The 23,822-nt window shown below is 70.3% G+C and carries 18 protein-coding genes; 3 read left to right on the top strand and 15 right to left on the bottom strand.

From position 1 onward, the window contains the following. Positions 1 to 70 precede the first annotated feature (70 nt). Positions 71 to 1,246, top strand: coding sequence for an acetoin utilization protein AcuC (locus tag ACZ7LE_RS03485; protein ID WP_470401984.1), 1,176 nt, complete (start codon positions 71 to 73; stop codon positions 1,244 to 1,246). Positions 1,247 to 1,417: 171 nt separating this feature from the next. Next, positions 1,418 to 2,719 (top strand): phytase, encoded by a 1,302-nt coding sequence (locus ACZ7LE_RS03480; RefSeq protein ID WP_470401983.1) that lies wholly within the window; start codon positions 1,418 to 1,420, stop codon positions 2,717 to 2,719. 56 nt (positions 2,720 to 2,775) lie between these two features. Here the strand turns inward: ACZ7LE_RS03480 and ACZ7LE_RS03475 are convergent, their stop codons facing one another. The 10 genes from ACZ7LE_RS03475 to ACZ7LE_RS03430 form a co-directional block, all read right to left on the bottom strand. Beyond that, positions 2,776 to 3,501: an ABC transporter permease gene (locus ACZ7LE_RS03475; protein ID WP_470401982.1), complete on the bottom strand. Its 726-nt coding sequence runs from the start codon at positions 3,499 to 3,501 to the stop codon at positions 2,776 to 2,778. Next, on the bottom strand, positions 3,498 to 4,253 hold the full coding sequence (locus ACZ7LE_RS03470; RefSeq protein WP_470401981.1) for an ABC transporter ATP-binding protein: 756 nt from the start codon (positions 4,251 to 4,253) through the stop codon (positions 3,498 to 3,500). The genes ACZ7LE_RS03475 and ACZ7LE_RS03470 overlap by 4 nt, the downstream gene beginning before the upstream one ends. Positions 4,254 to 4,278: 25 nt before the next feature. Then, entirely contained in the window at positions 4,279 to 4,917 is a 639-nt protein-coding gene (locus tag ACZ7LE_RS03465; RefSeq protein WP_470401980.1) for a TetR/AcrR family transcriptional regulator, read from the bottom strand. A 136-nt stretch (positions 4,918 to 5,053) separates the two neighbouring features. Further along, positions 5,054 to 6,235 carry a multiple monosaccharide ABC transporter permease gene (gene mmsB, locus ACZ7LE_RS03460; RefSeq protein ID WP_470401979.1) on the bottom strand — a complete coding sequence of 394 codons (1,182 nt, stop codon included), beginning with the start codon at positions 6,233 to 6,235 and terminating at the stop codon, positions 5,054 to 5,056. Next, the gene (mmsA, locus tag ACZ7LE_RS03455) at positions 6,232 to 7,812 is read right to left on the bottom strand and encodes a multiple monosaccharide ABC transporter ATP-binding protein (protein ID WP_470401978.1); all 1,581 of its coding nucleotides are present in this window, start codon (positions 7,810 to 7,812) and stop codon (positions 6,232 to 6,234) included. The genes mmsB and mmsA overlap by 4 nt, the downstream gene beginning before the upstream one ends. 151 nt (positions 7,813 to 7,963) lie before the next feature. After that, positions 7,964 to 9,136, bottom strand: coding sequence for a multiple monosaccharide ABC transporter substrate-binding protein (gene chvE / locus ACZ7LE_RS03450; RefSeq protein WP_470401977.1), 1,173 nt, complete (start codon positions 9,134 to 9,136; stop codon positions 7,964 to 7,966). 254 nt (positions 9,137 to 9,390) lie between these two features. Next, the gene (locus tag ACZ7LE_RS03445; protein ID WP_470401976.1) at positions 9,391 to 10,302 is read right to left on the bottom strand and encodes a carbohydrate ABC transporter permease; all 912 of its coding nucleotides are present in this window, start codon (positions 10,300 to 10,302) and stop codon (positions 9,391 to 9,393) included. Further along, positions 10,302 to 11,252: a carbohydrate ABC transporter permease gene (locus tag ACZ7LE_RS03440; protein ID WP_470401975.1), complete on the bottom strand. Its 951-nt coding sequence runs from the start codon at positions 11,250 to 11,252 to the stop codon at positions 10,302 to 10,304. The genes ACZ7LE_RS03445 and ACZ7LE_RS03440 overlap by 1 nt, the downstream gene beginning before the upstream one ends. Further along, on the bottom strand, positions 11,249 to 12,601 hold the full coding sequence (locus ACZ7LE_RS03435; protein ID WP_470401974.1) for an ABC transporter substrate-binding protein: 1,353 nt from the start codon (positions 12,599 to 12,601) through the stop codon (positions 11,249 to 11,251). Before ACZ7LE_RS03435 ends, ACZ7LE_RS03440 begins: the two co-directional genes overlap by 4 nt. A gap of 223 nt (positions 12,602 to 12,824) precedes the next feature. Next, positions 12,825 to 13,901 (bottom strand): LacI family DNA-binding transcriptional regulator, encoded by a 1,077-nt coding sequence (locus ACZ7LE_RS03430; protein ID WP_470401973.1) that lies wholly within the window; start codon positions 13,899 to 13,901, stop codon positions 12,825 to 12,827. Positions 13,902 to 14,017: 116 nt separating this feature from the next. On the opposite strand from ACZ7LE_RS03430, the gene arfA reads away from it, so the two are divergent. Continuing rightward, positions 14,018 to 15,550: an arabinosylfuranosidase ArfA gene (gene arfA, locus ACZ7LE_RS03425; protein ID WP_470401972.1), complete on the top strand. Its 1,533-nt coding sequence runs from the start codon at positions 14,018 to 14,020 to the stop codon at positions 15,548 to 15,550. An 87-nt stretch (positions 15,551 to 15,637) separates the two neighbouring features. On the opposite strand, the gene ACZ7LE_RS03420 is transcribed toward arfA, so the two are convergent. The 5 genes from ACZ7LE_RS03420 to ACZ7LE_RS03400 form a co-directional block, all read right to left on the bottom strand. Then, the gene (locus ACZ7LE_RS03420; protein WP_470401971.1) at positions 15,638 to 16,417 is read right to left on the bottom strand and encodes a GTP pyrophosphokinase; all 780 of its coding nucleotides are present in this window, start codon (positions 16,415 to 16,417) and stop codon (positions 15,638 to 15,640) included. Between the two features lie 45 nt (positions 16,418 to 16,462). Continuing rightward, positions 16,463 to 20,083, bottom strand: coding sequence for an alpha-L-arabinofuranosidase C-terminal domain-containing protein (locus tag ACZ7LE_RS03415; RefSeq protein ID WP_470401970.1), 3,621 nt, complete (start codon positions 20,081 to 20,083; stop codon positions 16,463 to 16,465). A 99-nt stretch (positions 20,084 to 20,182) separates the two neighbouring features. After that, positions 20,183 to 21,190, bottom strand: coding sequence for a galactofuranose ABC transporter, permease protein YjfF (gene yjfF, locus ACZ7LE_RS03410; protein ID WP_470401969.1), 1,008 nt, complete (start codon positions 21,188 to 21,190; stop codon positions 20,183 to 20,185). Continuing rightward, positions 21,187 to 22,287, bottom strand: a complete 1,101-nt coding sequence (locus ACZ7LE_RS03405; RefSeq protein ID WP_470401968.1) for an ABC transporter permease — start codon at positions 22,285 to 22,287, stop codon at positions 21,187 to 21,189. The genes yjfF and ACZ7LE_RS03405 overlap by 4 nt, the downstream gene beginning before the upstream one ends. Then, a complete protein-coding gene (locus ACZ7LE_RS03400; RefSeq protein WP_470401967.1) occupies positions 22,284 to 23,810 on the bottom strand; it encodes a sugar ABC transporter ATP-binding protein in 1,527 nt (508 codons plus the stop codon). Before ACZ7LE_RS03400 ends, ACZ7LE_RS03405 begins: the two co-directional genes overlap by 4 nt. Between the last annotated feature and the right edge of the window lie 12 nt (positions 23,811 to 23,822).

The following is a 23,822-nucleotide window of genomic DNA, read 5'->3' as shown; positions in this document are numbered from 1 at the left end:
CTCCCCGGGCCGACGACGCCGTTCATGAACCACGGCGCCCGCCCCGGGCCGGGTCCGTTACCGTGGGCGGGTGCACCTCGCCCGGCTGGTCTGGAGTCCGCGACTCCTCGAGTACGACTTCGGCCCCGGGCATCCCATGTCGCCCGCCCGTCTCGACCTGACGATGCGGCTCGTCGAGGCGCTCGGCCTGCTCGACCGGCCCACGCTCGAGGTGGTGGATGCCGAGCCCGCGACCGACGCCGTGATCGAGTCGGTGCACGACGCCGAGTACGTCGCCGCCGTCCGGCACGCCGGGACGACGCTGGAACCCGACCTGATGCGCGGCCTGGGCACCGACGACGACCCGCTCTTCGTCGGGATGCACGAGGCCGCCGCCCGGCAGCTCGGCGGGTCCGTCGCGCTGGCCGACGCCCTGTGGCGCGGCGAGATCACGCACGGCGTGAACGTCGCCGGCGGTATGCACCATGCGATGCCGGGCGCGGCGTCCGGGTTCTGCGTCTACAACGACGCGGCCGCGGCGATCCGGCGGCTGCTGGACCTCGGTGCGGAACGGGTCGCCTACCTGGACTTCGACGCCCATCACGGCGACGGCGTCGAGGCGATCTTCTGGGACGACCCGCGGGTGCTGACGTTCTCGATCCACGAGGACGGCCGCACCCTGTTCCCCGGCACGGGCGCCTCGGCCGACGTCGGTATGCCCGGCCCCGCCGAGGGGACCGCCGTCAACATCCCCGTCCCGGCGCGCACCTCGGGACCGGCCTGGCTGCGGGCGATCGACGCCGTCGTGCCCGCGCTGGTCCGGGAGCACCGCCCGCAGGCGATCGTCTCCCAGCACGGCTGCGACGCCCACGGCCGCGACCCGCTCTCGAACCTGAACGTCTCCGTGGACGCGCAGTGCACCGCGCAGCAGTGGGCGCACGCCCTCGCGCACGAGCACGCCGACGGCCGCTGGCTCGCTCTCGGCGGCGGCGGGTACGCGGTGTCCGACGTCGTCCCGCTCGCCTGGACCGCGCTCGTCGCCGAGGCCGCGCACGCCCCCGTGGAACGCGGGAGCGAGCTGCCCGCCGCCTGGCGCGACGCCGTCGAGGCCCTGGACCTGGAGGCCGCGCACACGATGGGCACGGCCGAGGTGCCGTTCCGGAGCTGGCGCGACGGCTACGACCCGGCCGACCCGGTGGACCGCGCGGTCCAGGCCACCCGCCGCGCCGTCTTCCCCCTGTGGGGCCTGGACCCGCTCCTGGACTGACCCGGCAGGCCGGGGGCGCGGCGCGGCCGCGGATCCGGGTGATCGGTAGAACGTCAGGTGGTCGGCATTCCGAGCTGCCGATCACCTGACGTTCTACCGATCACCCGCCGTACTGCCGATCACCGGTCGCCGTACACGCTGCGTTCACTCCGGTTCGGGATCGTTCCGGGCATGCGACGTCGCCTCGCCGCCCTGTCGGCCGCCCTGCTGCTCCTGCCGCTCCTCGCACCCGCTGCGGCGTCCGCCTCCGCCGGACACGGACAGCACCGGACCGCCACCGTCACCACGTCGGTGGAGACTCCCCCGCTGTACGACGACGAGGCCGGCGGCAACGCGTCCGGCGACGACCCCGCGATCTGGGTGCACCCGGACGACTCGGCGCGGTCGATCGTGGTCGCGACGGCCAAGGAGGGCGGCCTCCGGGTCTACGACGTGGCCGCGGCCGAGCTGCAGTCGGTCGCGGCCACGCCGGCCCCGCGCGCGGACGGCGTGCCCGGCCGGTTCAACAACGTGGACATCGCCTACGGCCTGGACGTGAACGGCCGGGCGACGGACGTCGCCGTCGTCTCGGACCGGTACAACGACCAGATCCGCTTCTTCGCGATCGACCCCGCGGGGGCCGACGCCGCGACACCGCTCACCGAGGTCACCGCCCCGGAGCTGGAGTTCCTGTTCAGCCCGGACCGGGAGACGGTCGCCGAGGACCAGACCGCGTACGGCCTGGCCGTCTACCAGCCGCGGCGCGGCGGCACGTACGCCGTGGTGACCCAGGAGGGCAGCACCACCATCGCGACGGCACGTCTCACGACCGGCCCGGACGGCGTGGGCTACACCGACGTCGAGCACCTGGAGCTCCCCGGCGAGTTCCGGCTGCCGGACGGCACCACCTGGGTGCCGTGCGAGGAGCCGGGCGTCGAGCCGCAGCTCGAGGGTGTGGCGGTCGACCGCCGCACCGGCACCCTGTACGCCACACAGGAGGACGTCGGCCTGTGGCGCGTGCCGCTGCCGCTCGGCTCGGGCGCGCCGCGCCTCGTCGACAAGGTCCGGGACTTCGGCGTGCACGACGCCTACGACCCCGAGACCGAGGAGTGCGCCCCGGTGGACCCGGCGGCGCCGTCGTACGGCGGGACGAACCTGACCGCCGACGCCGAGGGCGTCGACATCTGGTACGGCCCCGGTCGCACGGGCTACGTCATCGTCTCCAGCCAGGGCGACGACACCTACGGCGTCTACGCCCTGACCGGCCGCAACCGCTCGCTCGGCACCTTCCGCGTGGCGGGCGACGGCGTGGACGACGTCAACGGCTCCGACGGCCTGGCCGTGTCCAACGCGCCCGTCGGCGAGTACCGGTCCGGGCTGCTGGTCACGCACGACGAGCCCGAGACCGGCCCCGACGTCGACCCGGACCGGGACGCCACGGGCTTCTCGTACGTGCACTGGGGCGACGTCGCGAAGGCCCTGCACCTCCGGTGACACGTGTCAGACGTACGGATCACTCCGGTGACCTGTACGTCTGACCCGTGCTGCGGTCAGGCCGTCCGACGGCGGAGCGTCGCGACCCCCAGCACCACCGCGCCCACGATGAACAGCACGATCACGCCGACGGCGCCGCGGATGTCGGCCCACTCGTCCCCCGCGGCGAGCGACGTCATCGCCTCGATGGCGTAGGTGAGCGGAAAGACCCGGGACAGCCACTCCAGGACCTCGGGCATCTGGTCGCGCGGCATGAGGAGGCCGCAGGTGATGAGCTGCGGGAACAGGATCGCGGGCATCATCTGCACCGCCTGGAACTCGCTCCGCGCCAGCGCGGAGGCGGCCAGACCGAGGGTGCAGCCGAGGATCGCGTCGAGCAGCGCCACCACGACGACGAGCCAGAGCGGGCCGGCCACGTCCATCCCGACCAGCACGGCGAAGCCGACCACGACACCCGCCTGCACCAGCGCGAGCGTCGCGAACGCGAGGCCGTAGCCCGCCACGAAGTCGCCCTTGCGGATGGGCGTGGTCATGAGCCGCTCCAGCGTGCCGGACTGCCGCTCGCGCAGCGTCGCGACGCTCGTGACCAGGAACATCACGATGAGCGGGAACAGGCCCACGAGCATGGGGCCGAACTGGTCGAGCACCTGGGGCTGGTCGTCGAACATCCAGGCGATCAGGCCGATCAGCAGGCACGGCAGCAGCAGGATGAGGGCGACCGTGCGGTGGTCGCCGCGGAGCTGGGACAGCACGCGGCCGGCAGTGGCGAGGGTCAGGGTCATCGCGCGGTCTCCTCGTGCGTCGGGCTGGCGGCGGCGTCGGCCGCGTCGATGAGGGCGAGAAACGCGCGCTCGGCGTCGGGCGCCCCCGTGGTGGTCAGCAGCTCGTCGGGCGTGGTGTCCGCGACCAGGCCGCCGGCCCGCATCAGGAGCAGGCGGTCGCACTGGGTGGCCTCGTCCATCACGTGGCTGGAGACCAGGAGCGTGCGACCCTCGGCCGCGAGTCGCCGGAACACCGTCCACAGGTCGCGGCGCAGCACGGGGTCGAGGCCCACCGTCGGCTCGTCCAGCACGAGCAGCTCCGGGTCGCTGACCAGGGCCGCGGCCAGCGAGACGCGGGACCGCTCGCCGCCGGACAGCGTGCCGACCCGCTGCTTCTCGTGCCCGCCGAGGTCGACGGTCGCCACGGCGGCCGCGACCGCCTTCGCGGGGGACGGGACGCCGGCCAGGGCCGCGAAGTACCGCAGGTTCTGGGCCACGGTGAGGTCGGTGTAGACGCTGGCGTCCTGCGTCATGTAGCCGACCTTGCGGCGCAGGCCCGGGCTGCCCGCGGCGGCGTCGAGCACCTGGACAGTGCCGGTGACCTTGTCCTGCACGCCCACGACGGTGCGCATGAGCGTCGTCTTGCCGGAGCCGGACGGCCCCAGCAGCCCCACGACGGACCCCGCGGGCACGTCGAGCTCCAGCCCGTCGATGATCGGCCTCCCGCCCCGGACGACCCGGAGGTCCCGGATGACGACCGCGTTTTTCCTCATGTGAGGAATTGTGCTCCTGCGGCGGCTACCGCGCAAGGCCCTCGGCGGCACCCTCCGTGGCGGAGAGCGTTCCGGTGAGATAGCGCTGGAGGGTGGGGCCCACGAGCCGCGCCACCTCGGCCGGGGTGAGCGAGGCCAGCGGCTCCACCGGGATGAGATACCGGGTCAGCAGCATCCCCGACATCTGCGAGGCGACGAGCGCGGTGCGCAGCGGGGCGTCAACCACATCGAGGGCGCGCATCACCGGCGCCAGGATGGCCGCGCCGATGAACTGCGGCAGCAGGCCGCGCAGCTCGGGATCGGACATGACGGCCGGGATGACCACGCGGACGGTGTCCCCGCCGTCGAAGTCCCAGATGCCGATCACCGCCTCCACGAGGCGTTCCCCGAGCGACTCGACCGGGCCGGCGGACACCCGCTCGACCACCTTGTCCGGCTCGATCCCCGCGACGCCGAGCGTCGCCGTCAGCAGGCGCGCCTTGTCGGGGAACCAGTGCCGCACCGTGCCCGGGTCCACCCCGGCACGCCGGGCCACGGCCCGGAGGGACGCCGCCTGGTAGCCGTTCTCGACGAACTCGTCGCGCGCGGCGGCCAGGATCTCGGCACGGGCGTCCTGCCCGGCAGGACGGCGGCCCCGCCGGGGCGCGGGATCAGGGTGGGCCATCCCGCCATTCTCGCCCACCACCCGCCGTCGGCCCCGGGGGCGCCGAAGCGCAAAGACCTCAGGCACCGCCCTGGAGGAGGCGGTGCCTGAGGTCGTTCCCTGGAAGCGAGCCTCGAAGAGGCCCGCCCCGCGCGGATCAGCGAGCGGCCGACGCCCGCTTCTTGTTCCAGACGTCGAACGCGACGGCCAGGAGCAGCACGATGCCCTTGACGATCTGCTGCGTCGACTGGTCGACGCCCATGAGCGACATGCCGTTCGACATGACGGCCATGATCAGACCGCCGACCATCGCGCCGGTCACGGTGCCGATACCGCCGGTCACGGCGGCGCCACCGATGAAGCACGCCGCGATCGCGTCGAGCTCGAACATGTTGCCCGCGCCCGGCTGGGCGGCGCTCGACCGGGCGGAGAACACGATGCCCGCGATCGAGGCCAGGAAGCCCATGTTCACGAACATCCAGAAGTTCACGCGCTTGACCCGGACGCCGGAGAGCTGCGCCGCGGCGAGGTTGCCGCCGATGGCGTAGACGTGGCGGCCGAACACGCTGTGCTTGGTGATCAGCGTGTAGGCCAGGACCAGCACGGCCAGGATGATCAGCACGGCGGGCAGACCGCGGTACGTGGCGAGGTTGTAGGCGAACCACATGACGACGGCGGCGACCACGACCAGCTTCAGCACGAACAGCGCCGGAGCCTCAACCGTCTGGTTGTAGGCGATCCGGGCGCGGCGGGTGCGCCACGAGTTGTACGCGAAGCCCAGCACGCCGATCGCGAAGATGACGAGCGTGAAGGTGTCGTAGCCGTAGCCGCCGAGCAGGCCGTTGAAGAAGCCCGTGGCGATGCTCGTGTACTCGCTCGGGAACGGCGAGAGCGAGACGTTGTTCAGCACCTGGAGCGTGAGGCCGCGGAACAGGAGCATGCCGGCCAGCGTCACGATGAACGCTGGAATTCCTACGTACGCGACCCAGAATCCTTGCCAGGCACCCACCAGCAACCCGGTGCCGAGGGCGGCGAGCACGCCGACCCACCAGGGCAGGCCGTTCCGGATCACGACGACGGCGGCGATGGCGCCGGTGAGCGCGACCACCGAACCCACCGACAGGTCGATGTGCCCGCCGATGATGATGATCACCATGCCGATGGCGAGGATCAGGATGTACGAGAACTGCAGCACGAGGCTGGTGAGGTTGCGCGAGCTGAGCAGCAGCCCGTCGGTGAGCACCGAGAACAGCACGATGATCGCCACGAACGCGATGTAGATGCCGCTGGTGCGGATGTTCCGGGTGAGCAGGTCCCGGATGTTGGCGATGCCGGTCATGCCGTCGCCTCCTGCGCCTGCTGCGTGTTCTCCTGCGTCATGAGGGCCATGAGTCCTTCCTGGGTGGCGGAGGGCACGTCGACCTCGCCAGTGATGCGGCCGAAGGCCAGGGTGTAGATGCGGTCGCAGATCCCGAGGAGCTCGGGAAGCTCCGACGAGATGACCAGCACGGCCTTCCCGGCGGCGACCAGCTCGTTGATGATGGTGTAGATCTCGTACTTGGCGCCGACGTCGATGCCGCGGGTGGGCTCGTCGAGGATCAGCACCTCAGGGGCGGTGTACAGCCACTTGGACAGCACCACCTTCTGCTGGTTGCCGCCCGACAGCTTGCCCACCTCCACCAGCACGTTGGGGGTGCGGATGTTCATGGACGCGCGGTACTCCTCCGCGACCTTGAGCTCCTCGTTCTCGTCCACGAAGCCGTTCTTCGCCAGCTTCCCGAGGCTCGCCGCCGAGATGTTCCGGCGGATGTCCTCGATGAGGTTGAGCCCGTACTGCTTGCGGTCCTCCGACACGTAGGCGATGCCCGCCTTGATCGCGTCCGGCACGTTGTGCACGTCGACCGGCTGGCCGTGGATGTACGCCGTGCCGCTGATGTCCCGCCCGTAGGAGCGGCCGAACAGCGACATGGCGAGCTCCGTGCGCCCGGCACCCATGAGGCCGGCGATGCCGACGACCTCGCCCGCGCGGACGTTCAGGTTCGCCTTCTCGACGATGACGCGCCCGGGCTGGGTCGGGTGGTACACCGTCCAGTCCTCGATGCGCAGCACCTCGTCACCGGGGTTCGACACGCGGTCGGGGTAGCGGTTGTCGAGGTCGCGCCCCACCATGCCGCGGATGATGCGGTCCTGGATCTCGTCGGACGAGGCGCCCGCCGTCGCCATGTCGAACGTCTCGATCGACCGGCCGTCCCGGATGATCGTGGTGCGGTCCGCGATCTCGGCGATCTCGGCGAGCTTGTGGGAGATCATGATCGACGTGATCCCCTGCTCCTTGAACTGCCGGAGCAGGCCGAGCAGGTGCTCGGAGTCGTTGTCGTTCAGCGCCGCCGTCGGCTCGTCGAGGATGAGCAGGCGCACGTCCTTGGAGATCGCCTTGGCGATCTCGACGAGCTGCTGCTTGCCCACGCCGAGCGCGGAGATGGGCGTCGTCGGCGACTCGCTCAGGCCCACCCGCGCGAGCAGCTCGGCTGCCTCGGCGTTGGTCCGGTTCCAGTCGATGGCGCCGCCGGCCCGAAGCCGCTCGTTCCCGAGAAAGATGTTCTCGGCGATCGACAGGTACGGGACGAGGGCGAGCTCCTGGTGGATGATCACCACACCCAGCGCCTCGGAGTCGTTGATCGTGCCGAACTGGGCGGTCTCGCCGTCGAGCACGATGTCGCCCTCGTAGGTGCCGTACGGGTACACACCCGACAGCACCTTCATGAGGGTGGACTTGCCCGCCCCGTTCTCGCCGCAGATCGCGTGGATCTCGCCCCGGCGGACGGTGAGGTTGACGTCCTGGAGTGCCTTGACCCCAGGAAATGTCTTGGTGATGCCGCGCATCTCGAGGATGTCGGTCGGCGCCGAATCGGCCATGCCAGTCCTTGTCGCGTACTTGTCGCCAATAGTGAGGGTGCGAGGCCGGACCCGCCCGAGGCCCTGTGTCAGGCGGTCAGGCCACCAGGGTGACCTGACCGCCTGACACAGGGTCAGCGGTGTGGAGCCGGCTGTCGCGAGGAGGTCAGACCTACTCGTCGACCTGACCGGAGGCGACCTCGTCCTCGGTGAGGTAGCCGGAGTCGATCAGCTCGGCCTGCAGGTTGTCCTTGGTGACGATCACCGTGGGCAGCAGGTACGACGGCACGATCTTCTTGCCGTTGTCGTACGTCTCGGTGTCGTTCGCCTCGGGGTCGTTGCCCTCGAGGAAGGACGTGGCGGCGGTGACGGCCTGCTCGGCCAGCAGGCGCGTGTCCTTGAAGATGGTCGAGTACTGCGCGCCGTCGACGATCAGCTTGGCGGACGACGCCTCGGCGTCCTGGCCCGTGATGATCGGCATCGCGAGGTCGCCCTTGCCGTAGCCCGCGTTCTCCAGGGCCGTGATGATGCCGCGCGAGATGACGTCGGCCGGGGCCAGCACGCCGTCGACGGTCACGTCACCCTTGGTGTACGTGGAGGTCAGCAGGTCCTCCATGCGCTTCTGCGCGCGCTCCTGCTCCCAGCGCTGGATGGCGACGGTGCCGAAGTCGACCTGCTTCGAGGGCACGACGAGCGTCTTGTCGTCGATGTACGGCTGGAGCACGGACATCGCGCCGTTGAAGAAGAACCCGGCGTTGTTGTCGTCGGGCGAGCCGGCGAACAGCTCGACGTTGAACGGGCCCTCGGGCGCGTCCGCGGCCTCCTTGCCGTCCTCACCGAGGATGCCCAGGCCGGTCAGCAGCGAGGTGGCCTGCTGCACGCCGACCGTGTAGTTGTCGAACGTGACGTAGAAGTCGACGTTCTCCGAGTCGCGGATCAGGCGGTCGTAGGAGATGACCGGGATGTCCGCGGCGGCGGCGGCCTCGAGCTGGCTGCCCAGCGCGGTGCCGTCGATCGAGGCGATGATGAGCGCCTCGGCGCCCTTGTTGATCATCGCGTCGATCTGCTGCTGCTGGGTCGGGATGTCGTCGCCCGCGAACTGCAGGTCGACGTCGTACCCGGCCTCCTCGAGGCCCGTCTTCACGGCGTCGCCGTCGGCGATCCAGCGCTCGTACGTCTGGGTGGGCATGGCCACACCCACGAGGCCGCCGGCCTCGCCGTCCCCGGCACCACCATCGGCGCCACCGGCGCCGGCACCGCCACCGCCGCACGCGGCGAGCGAGACGGCCATCGCGCCCGTTGCCAGCGCGGCCAGACCACGCGTAGCCCACAGCTTCCTTGCCATGACTTCTCCTCTTCGAGTGTTGCCCGGGCAACGTCTCTGCAACCCGGCCGACTTCACTTTGTGAACGCAACAGATTGTGAACGCTCACAAGCCCATTGGTCAAAACCGCGTCGGCTGAGAACCGCCACGATCGTTCGGTGACGGGGATCACCGTAGCGGGGGTCGCGGGTAAGTAAGGAGAACTTCTTGGATGGTTACGGCATCGATACAGTCAACTCTTGAATCCGGCGCGCCCCGACCGGGCGCGCCGGACGTCACCGGACGCTGCCGAGCGACAGGCCGCCCTGCCAGTACTTCTGCAACGAGAGAAACGCCGCGACCAGCGGGACCACCGAGAGGAACGAGCCCGTGACGATCAGGTTCCAGACCTGTTCGCCGCCCGCGCCGGCGTTCGAGAGGGCCTGCCAGTTGTAGATGCCGACCGTCACGGGCAGCAGGTTCGGGTCGCGGAGCACGGCCAGCGGGAGGAAGAAGTTGTTCCACGTGGCGACGGTGGTGAGGAGCAGCACAGTCACGATCGCCGGGCGCAGCAGCGGCAGGACCACCTGGAAGAAGAGCCGAAGTTCACCCGCTCCGTCGACCCGGCCGGCGTCGAGCACCTCCTCCGGCACCGCGTCCTGGGCGTAGACCCGCACGAGGTAGACGCCGACCGGGCTGAGCAGCGACGGCAGGATGACGGCCCACATGGTGTTCAGCAGACCCATCCCGCTGAGCAGCACGAAGGTGGGGATGACCAGCGCCGTCATCGGCACCATGACCGAGCCCAGGAGCAGCGCGAAGAACACGGAGCGCCCGCGGAACCGGTACTTCGCCAGGCCGTATCCGGCGAGCACCGAGAGCACCGTGGCGCCCACGCCACCCGCGACCGCGTACACGAAGGAGTTGCGGAACCAGGTCCAGTAGATGCCGCCCTGGTGGGTGAACAGCCCCGTGATGTTGTCCCAGAGCGCGAAGTCGGAGCCGAACCAGAGCGCGTCTCCGGCGAACAGGCCCGCGTTGGTCTTGGTGGATGCCACCGCGAGCCACCACAGTGGCACGACGAAGTAGACCGCCAGGATGACGAGCACCACGTGCGAGCCGATGCGGCGGCCCTGGCCCACGGGGCCGGACGGGTCCCGCGCCGTGCGGTCGGTGGTCGCCTGGGAGGTCAGGGTCGAGGTCGCCATCACTTGAGCCCGCTCTGCTTGCGCGTCAGGAACAGGAACACGTACGAGCCCACGAACACGAGGAAGCCGAGCGCGAACGCCAGCGTCGAGGCGTAGTTGAACTGGCTGTAGTTGAACGCCGTGGCGAACGCGTACATGTTCGGGGTGTAGTCGGACGGGATGGCGCCCTGCGCGGAGGACCGCAGCACCTGCGGCTCCGTGAAGAACTGCAGGGTGCCGATGAGCGCGAAGACCACGATCATCACCATCGACGACGAGATCATCGGCACCTTGATACGCAGCGCGATCTGGCGGCCGTCCGCGCCGTCGAGCACCGCGGCCTCGTAGACCGACGGGTCGATCGACCGTAGCGCGGCGTAGATGATGATCATGTAGTAGCCCACCCACTGCCAGGTCACGATGTTGACGAGCGACCCGAAGATGTTGGCGGAGCTGAGGAAGTTCGGCGCCGTGAGGCCCACCAGGGCGAACACGTCCTGCGCCGGGCCGAACCGGGGGCTGTACAAGAAGCCCCACATGAGCGCGCCGATCACCGCGGGGATCGCGTACGGCACGAAGATCAGCAGGCGTGTGGCCCGGCTGAGCCGCGTGGCGAGGGTGTCGAGCAGGAGCGCCGCCACGAGCGCGACCACGATCTGCACCGGCACCATCACCAGCACGAACCGGAGCACCCGCCACAGGCCCTCCAGGAACACCGGGTCCGTGAACGCCTTGACGTAGTTGTCGGCGCCCACGAACACGCTGCGTCCGGCCGTGGCGATGCCCTTGGTGTGCAGGCTCATCCACAGCGCGTAGCCCAGCGGCAGCACGAGGAACACGGCGAACACCGCGGCGAACGGCGCTACGTAGACGTATCCCCAGCGCTGCCGCCGGCTGGCGATCTTGCTGGTGGGGCGGGTCGCGGACGGCGGGGTCGCGGCCGGCGCGACGACGCTCTTGCTCGCACTCATTCGGAGACCGTGAAGCCCTGCTCGGTGGCGTACTGGACGAGGCCGTCCTGGACGGTGCCCAGCGCGGTCGCGGCGTCCGTGCCGTTCTGCACCATGTCGTACAGGGCCTGGGTCTGCTGGTCGTAGGCGTAGACCTGGAACGGGCTGAACGAGAAGCCCTCGTACCCGTTGGCCGCGTCCAGGAACACCTCCTCGTTGATCTTCTGCCCGCCGAAGAACGGTGCCTCGAGGCCCGTGAACCAGTCCGACTCCAGCATCGGCTTCCACTGCGGCCACAGGGCCGCCTCCTCGACGCCGAGCTTCCACGCCTCGTCGGTGTCGAACAGCTCCTTGGCCACGGTCGCCGCGGCCTCCGGCTGCTCGGACTGCGTGGTCACGGCGAAGGTCGAGCCGCCCCAGTTCACCTGCACCGGGTTCTCCGGGTCCCACTGCGGCAGCGGGGCCGCGCGCCACTCGGCGTCGGCGTCGGCCTCCGACAGGCCCTGCAGGTAACCGGGGCCCCAGGCGGCCGCGAGATAGACGGCGTAGGTGCCGTCCACGAGCGCCGCGTTGTAGTCGGTGGTGAAGGCGTCCTCCGTGGCCACCAGGTCGTCGTCGATCAGGCCCTTCCAGTAGCTCAGGACCTCCTCGGCCTCCGGGCTGTCGACGGTGATGCCCACCTCGGTCGGCTTGGCGGCGTCGTACTGGAACGGCTCCCAGCCGTTCTGGGCGAACAGCGCGTAGTTGAGGGCGTTGCCGTTGGTCGGGAAGTCGGTGATGTGCCCCTCGAAGCCGGCGTCGCGCAGGTCCTGGGCGGCGGTCGCGAACTCGTCCCAGGTGGTCGGCACCTCGACGCCGTACTCCTCGAAGATGTCGGCGCGGTAGAGCATGCCCATGGGGCCGCCGTCCACGGGGATCGCGTAGACCGCGTCGCCGTTGGAGACGTCCGACCAGGAGCCGGGCGTGTAGTCGCCCTCCAGCTCGGCGGCGCCGTACTCGGACAGGTCCACGAGGGACTCGAGGATCGTGAAGGTGGGCAGCACCTCGGCCTCGAGCATGATCACGTCGGGCGCGCCGGTGCCGGCCTCGATGGCGGTCTGGAACTTGTTGTACTCGTCGGCGCCCTGGCCCGCGTTGGTCCAGCAGACCTGCAGGTCGGTGTGGGTCTCGTTGAAGTTGTCCACGACCGACTCGAACGACGGGTACCACGCCCACACCGTCACCTGTGCGGCGTCGGGCTGCTTGATCTCGTTGGTGCAGGTCGCCTCCTCGGCGCCCCCGCCGCCGCCGGAGCAGGCCGTGAGGCCGACGGCGGATACGGCCACGGCGGCTGCGGCGGCCACGCCTCGGCGTCGGGCTGAAGTACGCATCCGAGTCCTCCTTGATTCGGTGCTCCGCGGTCGAGGGACCACGTCGCTCCCGGCGTCGTCACCGGGTCACTTTTCAACGTTGTAGGAAACGCCGGGCACCGTTCTACCGGCAACCATGCCGCCGTGGCAAGGGGTGCACCTCAGTGATCGGTAGTTCGTCAGGTGATCGGTAGTCCGAGGTGCCGATCACCTGACGAACCACCGACCACCCTCCGGGCGCCGGTCAGGCCCAGGTGAGGTCTGCCGCCACCTGTTCCGTGCCGCCCGGCTGCACGCCGACGACCTCGCCGTCCTCGCCCGTGGACTCGCGGCCCACGATCCGGGAGTCCGGCACGACCCTGCGGAACGGCGCCGGTTCGCCGGACGCACCGATGCGCTCCAGCAGCAGCTCCACCGCGGTGTGCGCGATCTGGTCCCGGCCCGGGTCCACGGACGAGAGCGCGGGGACGGAGTACCGCGCGTCGTCGACGTCGTCGAACCCGATGAGCGCGACCTGCCCCGGCACGTCGATCCGGTGCGCGTGCAGGGCGTGCAGCGCGCCGAGCGCCAGGGCGTCGTTGAGCGCGAAGACGGCGTCGATCTCCACCCCGTCGTCGAGCATCCGGCTCATCGTCTCGGCGCCGGTCGAGCGGTGCCAGAGGCCCGCCTCGCCCACCAGCTCCGGGTCGAACGGCAGCCCGGCCTCCGCCAGCCCCGCACGGTAGCCCTCGGTGCGCAGCGCGGCCGACCCCACCTGCTCCCCCTCGTGCGCCCCGATCACCGCGATCCGACGCCGACCGAGCGAGGCCAGGTGGAGCGTCGCCGCCTTGGCCGCGGCCACGTTGTTCATCGTCACGTGGTCGGCGGGCGCGCCGAACACGCGCTCGCCGAGGATCACCAGCGGGAAGTCCACGGTGAACAGGCCGATGTCGTCGGGCCCGAGCGCCAGCGGCGAGAAGATCAGCCCGTCGGTCAGGTGGCGACGCCGGCCCGAGAGCACCTCGGTCTCCCGCTCGCGGCTGGCGCTGGTCTGCTCGATGAGCACGGTCCAGCCGGCGGCGTCGGCGGCCGAGATGACGGCGTCGGCCAGCTCCGCGAAGTACGGGAGCGACAGCTCCGGGACCGCGAGCGTGATCAGCCCGGTCCGCCGCGTGCGCAGGTTTCGCGCGGACATGTTGACGCGGTAGCCCAGCTCCTCGATCGCGGCCTCGACGCGTTCCTTGGTGGCGGCCCGGATGTACGGGTAGCCGTTCACCACGTTCGACACGGTCTTGATGGAGACGCCCGCGCGCTGCGCCACGTCGTGCATCGTCACGGCCACGCTGCCTGCCTCCGCTCGTCCGGTTTTTCCACAGGGTAGAGGACGGGCATCGCTGCCGCGTCGTCCATCGGCTAGTGTGCAACGTTGTAGAACCGCCGACCGATCAGCGAGGAACAATGACGACCTCCCGCACCCGCGTCCTGCTGCACCCCGACTTCACCGTGGGTACCGTCGATCGCCGCCTCTTCGGCTCCTTCGTGGAGCACCTGGGGCGCGCCGTGTACACGGGCATCCAAGAGCCCGGCCATCCGACGTCGGACGAGCACGGCTTCCGCCGTGACGTCGCCGACCTGACCCGCGAGCTGGGCGTCACGACCGTCCGGTACCCGGGCGGCAACTTCGTGTCGAACTACCGGTGGGAGGACGCCGTCGGGCCCGTGGAGCAGCGCAAGCCGTTCCTCGACCTCGCCTGGCGCACCGTGGAGCCCAACCTCGTGGGCACCGACGAGTTCCTGCAGTGGGCCGAGCGCGAGGGCATCCAGCCGATGATGGCGGTCAACCTCGGCACGCGCGGCGTCGAGGAGGCCGTGGCCCTGCTCGAGTACTGCAACGGCGAGGCCGGCACCCGCTGGGCCGACCTGCGCATCGCCAACGGCCGGGAGAAGCCCTACGGGGTCAAGCTCTGGTGCCTGGGCAACGAGATGGACGGCCCGTGGCAGATCGGGCACAAGGACGCGCACGAGTACGGCAAGCTGGCCCGCAACGCGGGCGCCGCGATGAAGCTCGTGGACCCGTCGATCGAGCTCGTGGCCTGCGGCTCCTCCTCGATGCAGATGCCCACGTTCGGCGAGTGGGAGCGCACCGTCCTGGAGTACACGTACGACCTGGTGGACCACATCTCGATGCACGCCTACTACGAGGAGGTCGACGGCGACCGCGCGTCGTTCCTCGGCTCGGGCACCGCGATGGACCGGTTCATCGAGCGGGTCGTGTCCTCGGCCGACGCGGTGGGGGCGCAGCGCCGCTCCGACAAGAAGATCACCGTCAGCTTCGACGAGTGGAACGTCTGGTACCTGACCACGCGGTTCCCGGGCGAGGAGAACCTGCCGATCCAGCGGGACGCCCCGCGCATCATCGAGGACGTCTACTCGGGGCTCGACGCCGTGGTGGTGGGCGACCTGCTGGTCACGCTCCTGAACCACGCCGACCGGGTGCCCGTGGCGTGCCTGGCCCAGCTCGTCAACGTCATCGCGCCGATCATGACCGAGCCGGCCGGCGAGGCCTGGCGGCAGCCCACGTTCCACCCGTTCGCGACGACGGCGCGGCTCGCGCAGGGCGAGGCGCTCGACCTGCGCGTGACCACGCCCACGATCACGACCAAGGCCCACGGCGAGGTGCCGTCGGTGACAGCGGCGGCCACGCTGTCGGACGGCGCCGTGGCGCTGTTCCTGACCAACCGCTCCCCCGAGCCGGTCGAGGTCGAGCTGGCGCACCCGGGCGCGGCGCTCGGGATCAGCGAGGGCTGGTCGATGACGGCCGACCACGAGCCCGCCGTCGTCGGACCGGAGCACGCGGCGAAGGTGGCCGAGAAGCACTGGGGCGCGTTCGACGTCGCGGGCCGCGTCGCCGGGCGCGGCGGCACGACCACGACGGTGACCCTGCCGCCGGAGTCGTGGACAGCGCTGTCGGGGTCCCTGTCGACCCGCTAGCCCGAACGCTGGTCGAGCTTGTCGAGACCTGGGAAGGTCTCGACAAGCTCGACCAACGATGGCTGAGCTCGACCGGCGGGGCGGGGGTCAGGTCTCGCTGTCGAAGCCGAAGCCGCCGTCCGCCTCCGCCGCGCGCCAGAAGTCGCGCAGCATCTCCTCCGGCGTGTGCAGGTTGTGCCGGCTCGCCACGGGCTCCTCGTCGCCCGAGATCGCCTTGACCTCGTCGTGGATGCGTTCCATCGAGGTGTCGAGCGACCACGCGACGTCGGAGGCGAGCTTGAGCGAGTCCGTCAGGTGGCGGGGCACGTCGCCGTCGTACTTGTAGTAGATCTTGTGCTCCAGGCTCGCCCAGAAGTCCATGGCGATGGTCCGGAGCTGGATCTCGACGATCACCTTCTCGACCCGGTCGGACAGGTACACGGGGATCTGCACGATGAGGTGCAGCGACTTGTACCCCGTCGCCTTCGGGTGCTTGATGTAGTCGCGCTCCTCCAGCAGCGTCAGGTCCGCCTGCTGGAGCAGCATGTCGCGCACCAGGTAGATGTCGTTGACGAAGCTGCAGGTGATCCGCACCCCGGCGATGTCGAACATCTGGCCCCGCACGCCATCCGGCGTGAGCGGGATGCCCTTGCGCCGGCACTTGGCGACGATCGACTCGAACGACTTGAGCCGCGACCCCACGTGCTCCACGGGGTTGTAGTTCTGCATGTGCCGGAACTCGTCCCGGAGGATCGAGATCTTGGTCATGACCTCGTCGATCCCGAACTTGTAGGTCAGCACCAGGCGGCGGAGGTCGGCGACCAGCTGACGTAGCTCGGCAGGATCAGGCATGGGGCGTTCCCGGACGTCCTCGGGCAGCTTGCTCACGGGACCACCGTACGGGGTGACGGTGGTCCCGTGGGCGTGAACCGGCTAACGCTCCTGAAGCCGCAGGAACGTGATCGAGTGGGCCGGGAAGTCGTATGTGAACGCCGACCCACCACCGGAGCGGGACACGTCGAGCCGCGTCCTGCTCTCGACGGGCACCACCCGTTCGGGCTGGGTCTTGGTGTTCCTGGCCGACGGCGCCCCGCTCATCTCGGTCACGGACGCCCGGGAGTCCACCTTCGCCCCGGCGAGCGACACCGACGTGCGCGCGACCGACTCGTACGGGTTGACCACCTTGAGCACCAGGTCGCCGGTGCGCTCGTCGCGCGTGACCACCTGGTACAGCGACTCGGTGGTCGGCTCGGTGTACGTCATCTGCAGCGCGCCGTCGAGGTAGAGCTTGATGGTGCGACCCGAGACCACGATCTTCACGTGGTAGTCCCGGCCGGTCTCCATCGAGTGCCCCTCCACGGCCGCCACCTCGTTCGCCGAGCTGTTGTCGGCCCGCTGCAGCGCCTGCCGGGTGTTGTTCCACCCGCCGAGGTTCCACCAGTAGAAGTCGTCCCGGCCGCCGGCGGCGAAGCCGATCAGGAACGCCTCGCTGCCGCCCAGCTTCCGGGCGTCGAGCTCCAGGGTGTAGTTGTCCCAGTCCTTGGCGTACGCGTCCGTGATGATCGAGCGCGCGTCGGTGACGTTCCCGGCCGACTGCACGTACTCGCCGTCCGCCACGGCCCACGTGCCGGACTGGGGGTCCCAGCCGGACGCGTCGTCGAACGAGTCCGAGAAGAGCACGTCGCCGGACGCGTTGTCGGTGACCACGACGTCGTCGTAGGCCGCCCGGGTGTTCCAGGTGGACAGGAAGACGCCGCCCGAGATGTCGGCGGGCGTCTCCTCCGGGCCGTCGTGCGTGGACGGCACCACCTGGTCACCCGTGTTCGTCATGAACATCTTCTGCGTCCAGTACGACGTCGAGCCCCACGACTCGTCGTTGTCGAACCACATCATGTCCGGGGACCACTGCACGTAGTCCTCGTTGGCGAACATCGGGGCGTAGGACGCGAGCTCCACGAGGTCGGAGTTGCGCTCGATCCCGGTCATGTACGCCGCCTCGGACAGCGCGTTCGACCACGCGTTGCCCCGCGAGGCGTACTCGCCGAGGAAGACGTGCGGCCCCTCGCGGTCGTAGGAGTCGTACCGCTCGGTGTTCGACAGGAACCACGACGGGTCGTTGTAGTAGTGCTCGTCGACCATCGCGACGCCCTGCTCGCGGTTGAAGTCCCACAGCTCCTCGAACCGGGCGCCGGTGTCGTCCGGGCCGGAGTTCGAGATCACGGTGACCTCCGGGTGGGCGGCCTCGACGGCGTCGCGGAACCGCGGGAAGTTGGCCTGGAAGGTGTCCGTGTTCTCCTCGTTGCCCAGGCCGATGTACTTCAGGCCGAACGGCTTGGGGTGGCCCAGCGAGGCACGCACCTTGCCCCACTCGGTCCGCACCGACCCGTTGGCGAACTCGATGAGGTCCACGGTGTCCTGCACCCAGCGGTCGATGCGGGCGTCGTCGGTCATCTCGGGGATGGTGCTGCCGCAGCCGTTGGCGCCCACCGAGAGCACCGGCAGGGGCGTGGCGCCCAGGTCCTCGGCGAACTCGAAGTACTCCAGGTAGCCCAGGCCGTAGGTCTGGTTGTAGCCCCAGAAGTTCCAGTTGGTGGGCCGCTCCTCGACCGGCCCGATGGTCTCCTTCCACTGGTAGGTCCGACGGCGGTCGGCGCCGTCCGACTCCAGGTACGTGTCGAAGGTGCCCACGTTGGTGACGCAGCCGCCGGGGAACCGCAGGAACGACGGCTCCAGGTCGGCGACCTTCTCGGCGAGGTCCTTGCGCAGCGCCGAGCGACCGTTCACCGGGCCCACCCAGGTGTCGCGCGGGAACAGCGAGACCATGTCCAGGCGCAACGTGCCGCGAGCGCCGCCGGTCACCACGAGCCGGGCGTCGTTCACGGTGCGGTTCGCGGTGAGGGTGGCCGTGTGCTTCTTCCAGCGGTCGGAGCCGTTGACGCTCACCGTGGTGGAGGCGTACGTCGTCATCCCGTCCGGGGACTCCAGGCTGACCGTGAGGCGCTGTCCCCGCTCGGCGCGGGCGAACACGGAGAAGTCGTACTTCGCGCGCTTCTCGATCGCGAAGCCCTCGTTGTAGCTCGCGTTCCGGACGCCGACGCCGGGGCCGTCGGCCTGGACCGTCAGGTAGGCGCGGTTGCTGTCGTTGAGCCACTGGCCACGCTCGGACTGCACCGTGGCCGTACCTGAGCCGCCCCGCTGCACCACGTCCCAGCCGGTCATGCCGGTGAAGCTCGAGTTGTCGGTCGCGGCGAACTCGAAGGACCGGTTGCGGACCAGCTCGGCGTACAGGCCGCCGTCGGCCGCGTAGTTGATGTCCTCGTAGAAGACGCCGTAGAGGTCGTCGCTCATCTCCGTGCCCGCGGCGTCGGCGTCGACGTCCAGCGTGTGCTCCTGGACCGGGGTCTCCGCGGGCGGGTACGCGGCCAGCAGGCGGTCCCGCTCCTCAGCGGTGATCGGCAGCACGGTGCCGTGCCGGGGGCTGGCCGGCAGGATCGCGTCGAGGTTGGCGGTCCACTCGCCGCTGCTCAGGTCGTCGGTCTCGAAGAGCATGTAGCCCTGGCCGCCGTGGTAGCTGGGCTGGTCCTGGAGCAGGAACCAGCGGTCGTCGGTGAGCGACGGGAACACCGTGGGCCCCTCGCCGCCGGTGAACGTGCCGCCCCAGGGGTTGGGCTGCCCGAACCCGACGCGCTCCTTGATCAGGTCCCAGCCGTCGCCGTCGGACACGCCCTGGGTGCGGCGCAGGTCGGTGGACGACTCCTGCCGCATCCCCATGTACAACTCGTCCTTGGTGAGGCGGTAGTAGACGCCGTCCTCCTCCTGGACGGTGGAGTCGATCATGCCGAGGCCGTCGCCTTGCGGTTCGTCGATCCAGGGCTGCGGCTCCGAGAACGTCTCGAAGTCGGTGGTCGTCGCGTAGAGCATGCGCTGGTAGGAGTCCCGGATGTCGCGCTCGGCTGGCGGGACGTCGGCCGGGTACAGGGCGGAGGCCCAGTAGACGACGAACTCCCTCGCCGCCTCGTCCCAGTAGGCCTCGGGCGCCCAGAGGTTGCCGGCGTTCTCGGGGGCCAGCTCGATCTCGCGCTGCTCGCCCCAGCTCACGAGGTCGGTGGACTCCCAGACCATGATCGACCGGCTGCCGGTCTCCTGGGCGTCGCCGAAGTTGCCGCCGCCGTAGATCTGCAGGTCGGTGGCGAGCAGGTAGTAGGTGCCGTCGCCGCCGCGGATCAGGAACGGGTCGCGCAGGCCCGTCGTCCCGAGGTCGGAGGTGAGCACGGGCTCGCCGCCGTTCAGGGTGGTCCACTCCAGCGGGTCGGGCCCGTCCGAGACGGCGAACGAGATGGTCTCGCCGTCCGCGGTGGACTCGCCCGTGAAGTAGGGGAAGAAATAGGCGGCGTGGTCGCCATCTGCGGCGGTGCCCGACGTCGGTGCGGGCTCCTGGGCAGGCGCGGCCGGGCCGACGGCGGGCGTCGTGGCCGCCGCGACCCCGGGGACGGCAAGCCCCAGGCTCAGTGCCGCCGCCACGAGGGCGGTCCTGCGTCTGGTCGATCTCTTCATCGTTGTACTTCCTTTCGTCACGTCGTTGTGGCTGTCGGATGGGACTGCACCCCTGACTCGGCGCAGGCGGTGCGGCGAGTCAGGGGTCGGGTATGAGGGTTACGTGCGGCGGAGGCTCAGGACGCGCTGGAGCAGCACGAAGATCAGCAGCAGCACGCCGATCACGATCTTGGTCCACCAGGAGCTGAGGGTGCCCTCGAACGTGATGATGGTCTGGATCAGGCCGAGCACCAGCACGCCGAGCACGGAACCGAGCACGAACCCGGTGCCGCCCGTGAGCAGCGTGCCGCCGATGACGACGGCGGCGATGGCGTCGAGCTCCATGCCGACGCCGGTCAGCGAGTACCCGGACCGGAAGGCCATCGCGAACAACAGTCCGCCGAGCCCGGCGCAGGTGCCGCTCACCACGTAGGCGAGCACCTTGGTGCGGGCCACGGGCAGGCCCATGAGCAGCGCGGACTGCTCGCCGCCGCCGATCGCGTAGACGGTGCGGCCGAACCGCGTGAAGTGCAGCACCAGGAACCCGAGGCCTACCACGATCAGTGCGATCAGCACGCTGGAGGTCATGCGCCACTCACCGAAGATCTGCACCCAGGTGGCCAGCTCGATGAACGCCGGGTTGTCGATGGCGATGGACTCCGGCGCGATGAGGAAGCAGAGCCCGCGCGCGAGGAACATGCCCGCGAGGGTCGCGACGAACGGCTGCACCTGGAAGTAGTGGATCATCACGCCGTGCGCCAGGCCGATCACCGTCCCGGCGAGCACGGCGAGCGGGATCACCACCCCCACCGGCCAGCCGGCCTGGAGCAGCGCCGCGGTGATCACCGTGGACAGCGCCAGGACCGACCCGACCGACAGGTCGATGCCGCCCGTGAGGATCACGAACGTCATGCCCACCGCGAGCACGATGAGGTGCGCGTTGTTGATGAACAGGTTGGAGATCACGGCGGGCGTCAGGAAGTTCTCGTACCGGGTGCCGCCCACGATCAGCATGAGGGCGAGCACCACGAACGTGCCGAGCACCGGCAGGTAGCGCCGGTCCAGCCGGGTGGGGAGCCACTGCCCGCGCCGGACGCGCGGGGTACGGGCGGGGGCCGACGTCGTCATCCGGCCTTCACCTCCGTCGAGTCGGGAGTCGAGCCAGGAGTCGAGCCGGGAGTCGAGTCGGGCCGAGCGGCGGTCTGCGGCTCGGTCGGTGTCATGACCTGGCGGCGGCGTGCGGCCGTGAGCCGCTCCCGCATCCGTGGCGACTGGAGCAGGGTCACGGCGATCACGACGAGCGCCATGAACAGGGGCGTGACCAGCGGCGAGATGCCGAGCACGGTGACGGTCCGCTCCAGGGTGGCGATGACCAGCGCGCCGACCAGGGTGCCGGACAGGTTGAACTTGCCGCCCGAGAGCGCCGTCCCGCCGATCACCACCGCGAGGATGGCGTCGAGCTCGATGAACAGGCCGGCGTTGTTGGCGTCGGCCGCCATGGTGTCGGCGCTGATCAGCAAGCCGGCCAGGCCCGCGAACAGGCCTGACGCCGTGTACACGGTCCAGGTCAGCGTCCGGGACCGCACGCCGGAGAGCCGGCTGGCGGCCGGGTTGATGCCCGTGGCCTCCAGCAGCATGCCGAGCGCGGTGCGCCGCACGACGAACGCGACCACGGCGAAGACGCCGAACGCGATGACGGCGGCCACGGGCAGCCCGAGCCAGAACCCGGAGCCCAGCACCTTGAAGGGCGCGCTGTTGACCGTGGTGATCATGCCGCCCGTGATCAGCATGGCCACGCCACGGCCCGCCGTCATGAGGATGAGCGTGGCGATGATCGGCTGGATGCCGAGCACCGAGACCAGGAACCCGTTCCACACGCCCAGCACCAGGCACAGCGCCAGGGCCAGCGCGATCGCGGTGAGCACCGTGACGGGCGAGTCGGGGTTCGGCGACGACGCGATGTGCGACAGCGCGACCGCCCCGGAGACCGCGACCACCGCGCCGACCGACAGGTCGATGCCGCGCGTCGCGATGACCAGCGTCATGCCGAGGGCGACGAGCAGCAGGGGCGCCGTCGTCCGCAGGATGTCGATCGGGGCCCCGAAGAGGTGGCCGTCCCGGACGGTGACCGCCAGGAAGCCGGGCCGGGCGACCGTGTTGGCGACCAGCAGCGCGACGAGCGCGGCCACGGGCCAGAAGAGATGGTGGCGCAGGACGTCCCTCATGCCGCCCCACCTCCCGCGATGAGGTCGACCACCTGGTCCATCGTGGCTCCTCCTCCGTCGATCTCCGCCACCTTGCGCCGGTCGCGCAGCACCGCGATGCGGTGCGAGATGCGCAGCACCTCCTCGAGCTCCGCGGAGATGAAGACGACGGACATGCCGTCGGCGGCCAGCTCGGCCACCAGCTTCTGGATCTCCGCCTTGGCGCCGACGTCGATGCCGCGCGTCGGCTCGTCCAGCACCAGCAGCTTCGGGGCGGTGGCGAGCCACCGCGCGAGCAGCACCTTCTGCTGGTTGCCGCCGGACAGGTTGCGCAGGAGCGCCTCCGGGTTGGCGGGCCGGATGCCGAGCTGCTTGATGTACCGCGCGACCAGCTCGTCCACCTGCTTGCGGGGCAGCGGCCGCATCCAGCCGCGCTCCGCCTGGAGCGCGAGCACGATGTTCTCGCGCACGGTCAGGCCGTCCACGACGCCCTCACCCTTGCGGTCCTCGGACGTGTACGCGATGCGGTGGCGCATCGCCGCGCGCGGGTTCCGCAGGCGCGTCGGCCGCCCGGACACGCGGGCCTGCCCGACGTCGGCCCGGTCGGCGCCCGTGAGCAGACGCGCCAGCTCCGTGCGGCCCGAGCCGAGCAGCCCGGCGAGGCCGACCACCTCCCCCTCGTACAGGTCGAGGTCGAACGGCTGCACCGAACCCTTGCGGCCCAGGCCGACCACCTGCAGCAGCGGGGTGGCGTCGGCGGGGCGCTCGGCCTGCTCCAGCACCTCCTCCGCGGCCTCCAGGACGTCCATGGACCGGCCGATCATGTGCTGTACCAGCTCCGCGGCGGGCAGGTCGGCGGTCACGTACTCCCCCACGAGGGTGCCGTTGCGCAGCACCGTCATCCGGTCGGAGACCTCGTAGACCTGGTCCAGGAAGTGGCTGACGAACAGGATCGCGACGCCGTCGGCACGCAGCGCGCGCATGACGGTGAACAGGTGCTCGACCTCGTCCGTGTCCAGGCTGGAGGTGGGCTCGTCGAGGATGAGCACCTTGCAGTCGCCCACCGTGGCCCGGCAGATCGCCACGAGCTGCTGCACCGCGAGCGAGTGCGACCCCAGGGACGACGCCGGGTCGATGTCCAGGCCCATCCGTTCCAGGTGCGTCGCCGCCTGCCGACGGATCGCCCGCCAGTTCAGGCCGCCCAGCACCCGCGGCTCCGCACCGAGCATGATGTTCTCCGCGACCGTGAGGTTCTCGCAGAGGTTGACCTCCTGGTACACGGTGCTGACGCCGTGCGCCCGGGCGTCGGCGGGACCGCTGAAGCGGCGCTCGACGCCGTCGACGCGGATGGTCCCCGCCGTCGGCGAGTGGATGCCCGTCAGGGCCTTGATCAGGGTGGACTTGCCCGCGCCGTTCTCGCCCATGAGGGCGTGGATCTCACCGGGGCGCAGGCTGAAGTCGACGCCGTCGAGGGCCTTGACCGGCGGGAACTCGACGCTGATACCGGTCATCTCGACGACGGGTGGGGTGGTCTGCTGGGTCATCCTCGACCTTCT

It is taken from the genome of Promicromonospora sp. NPDC110617, from assembly GCF_055598465.1.
This window is presented reverse-complemented; position numbering and strand designations above follow the sequence as displayed.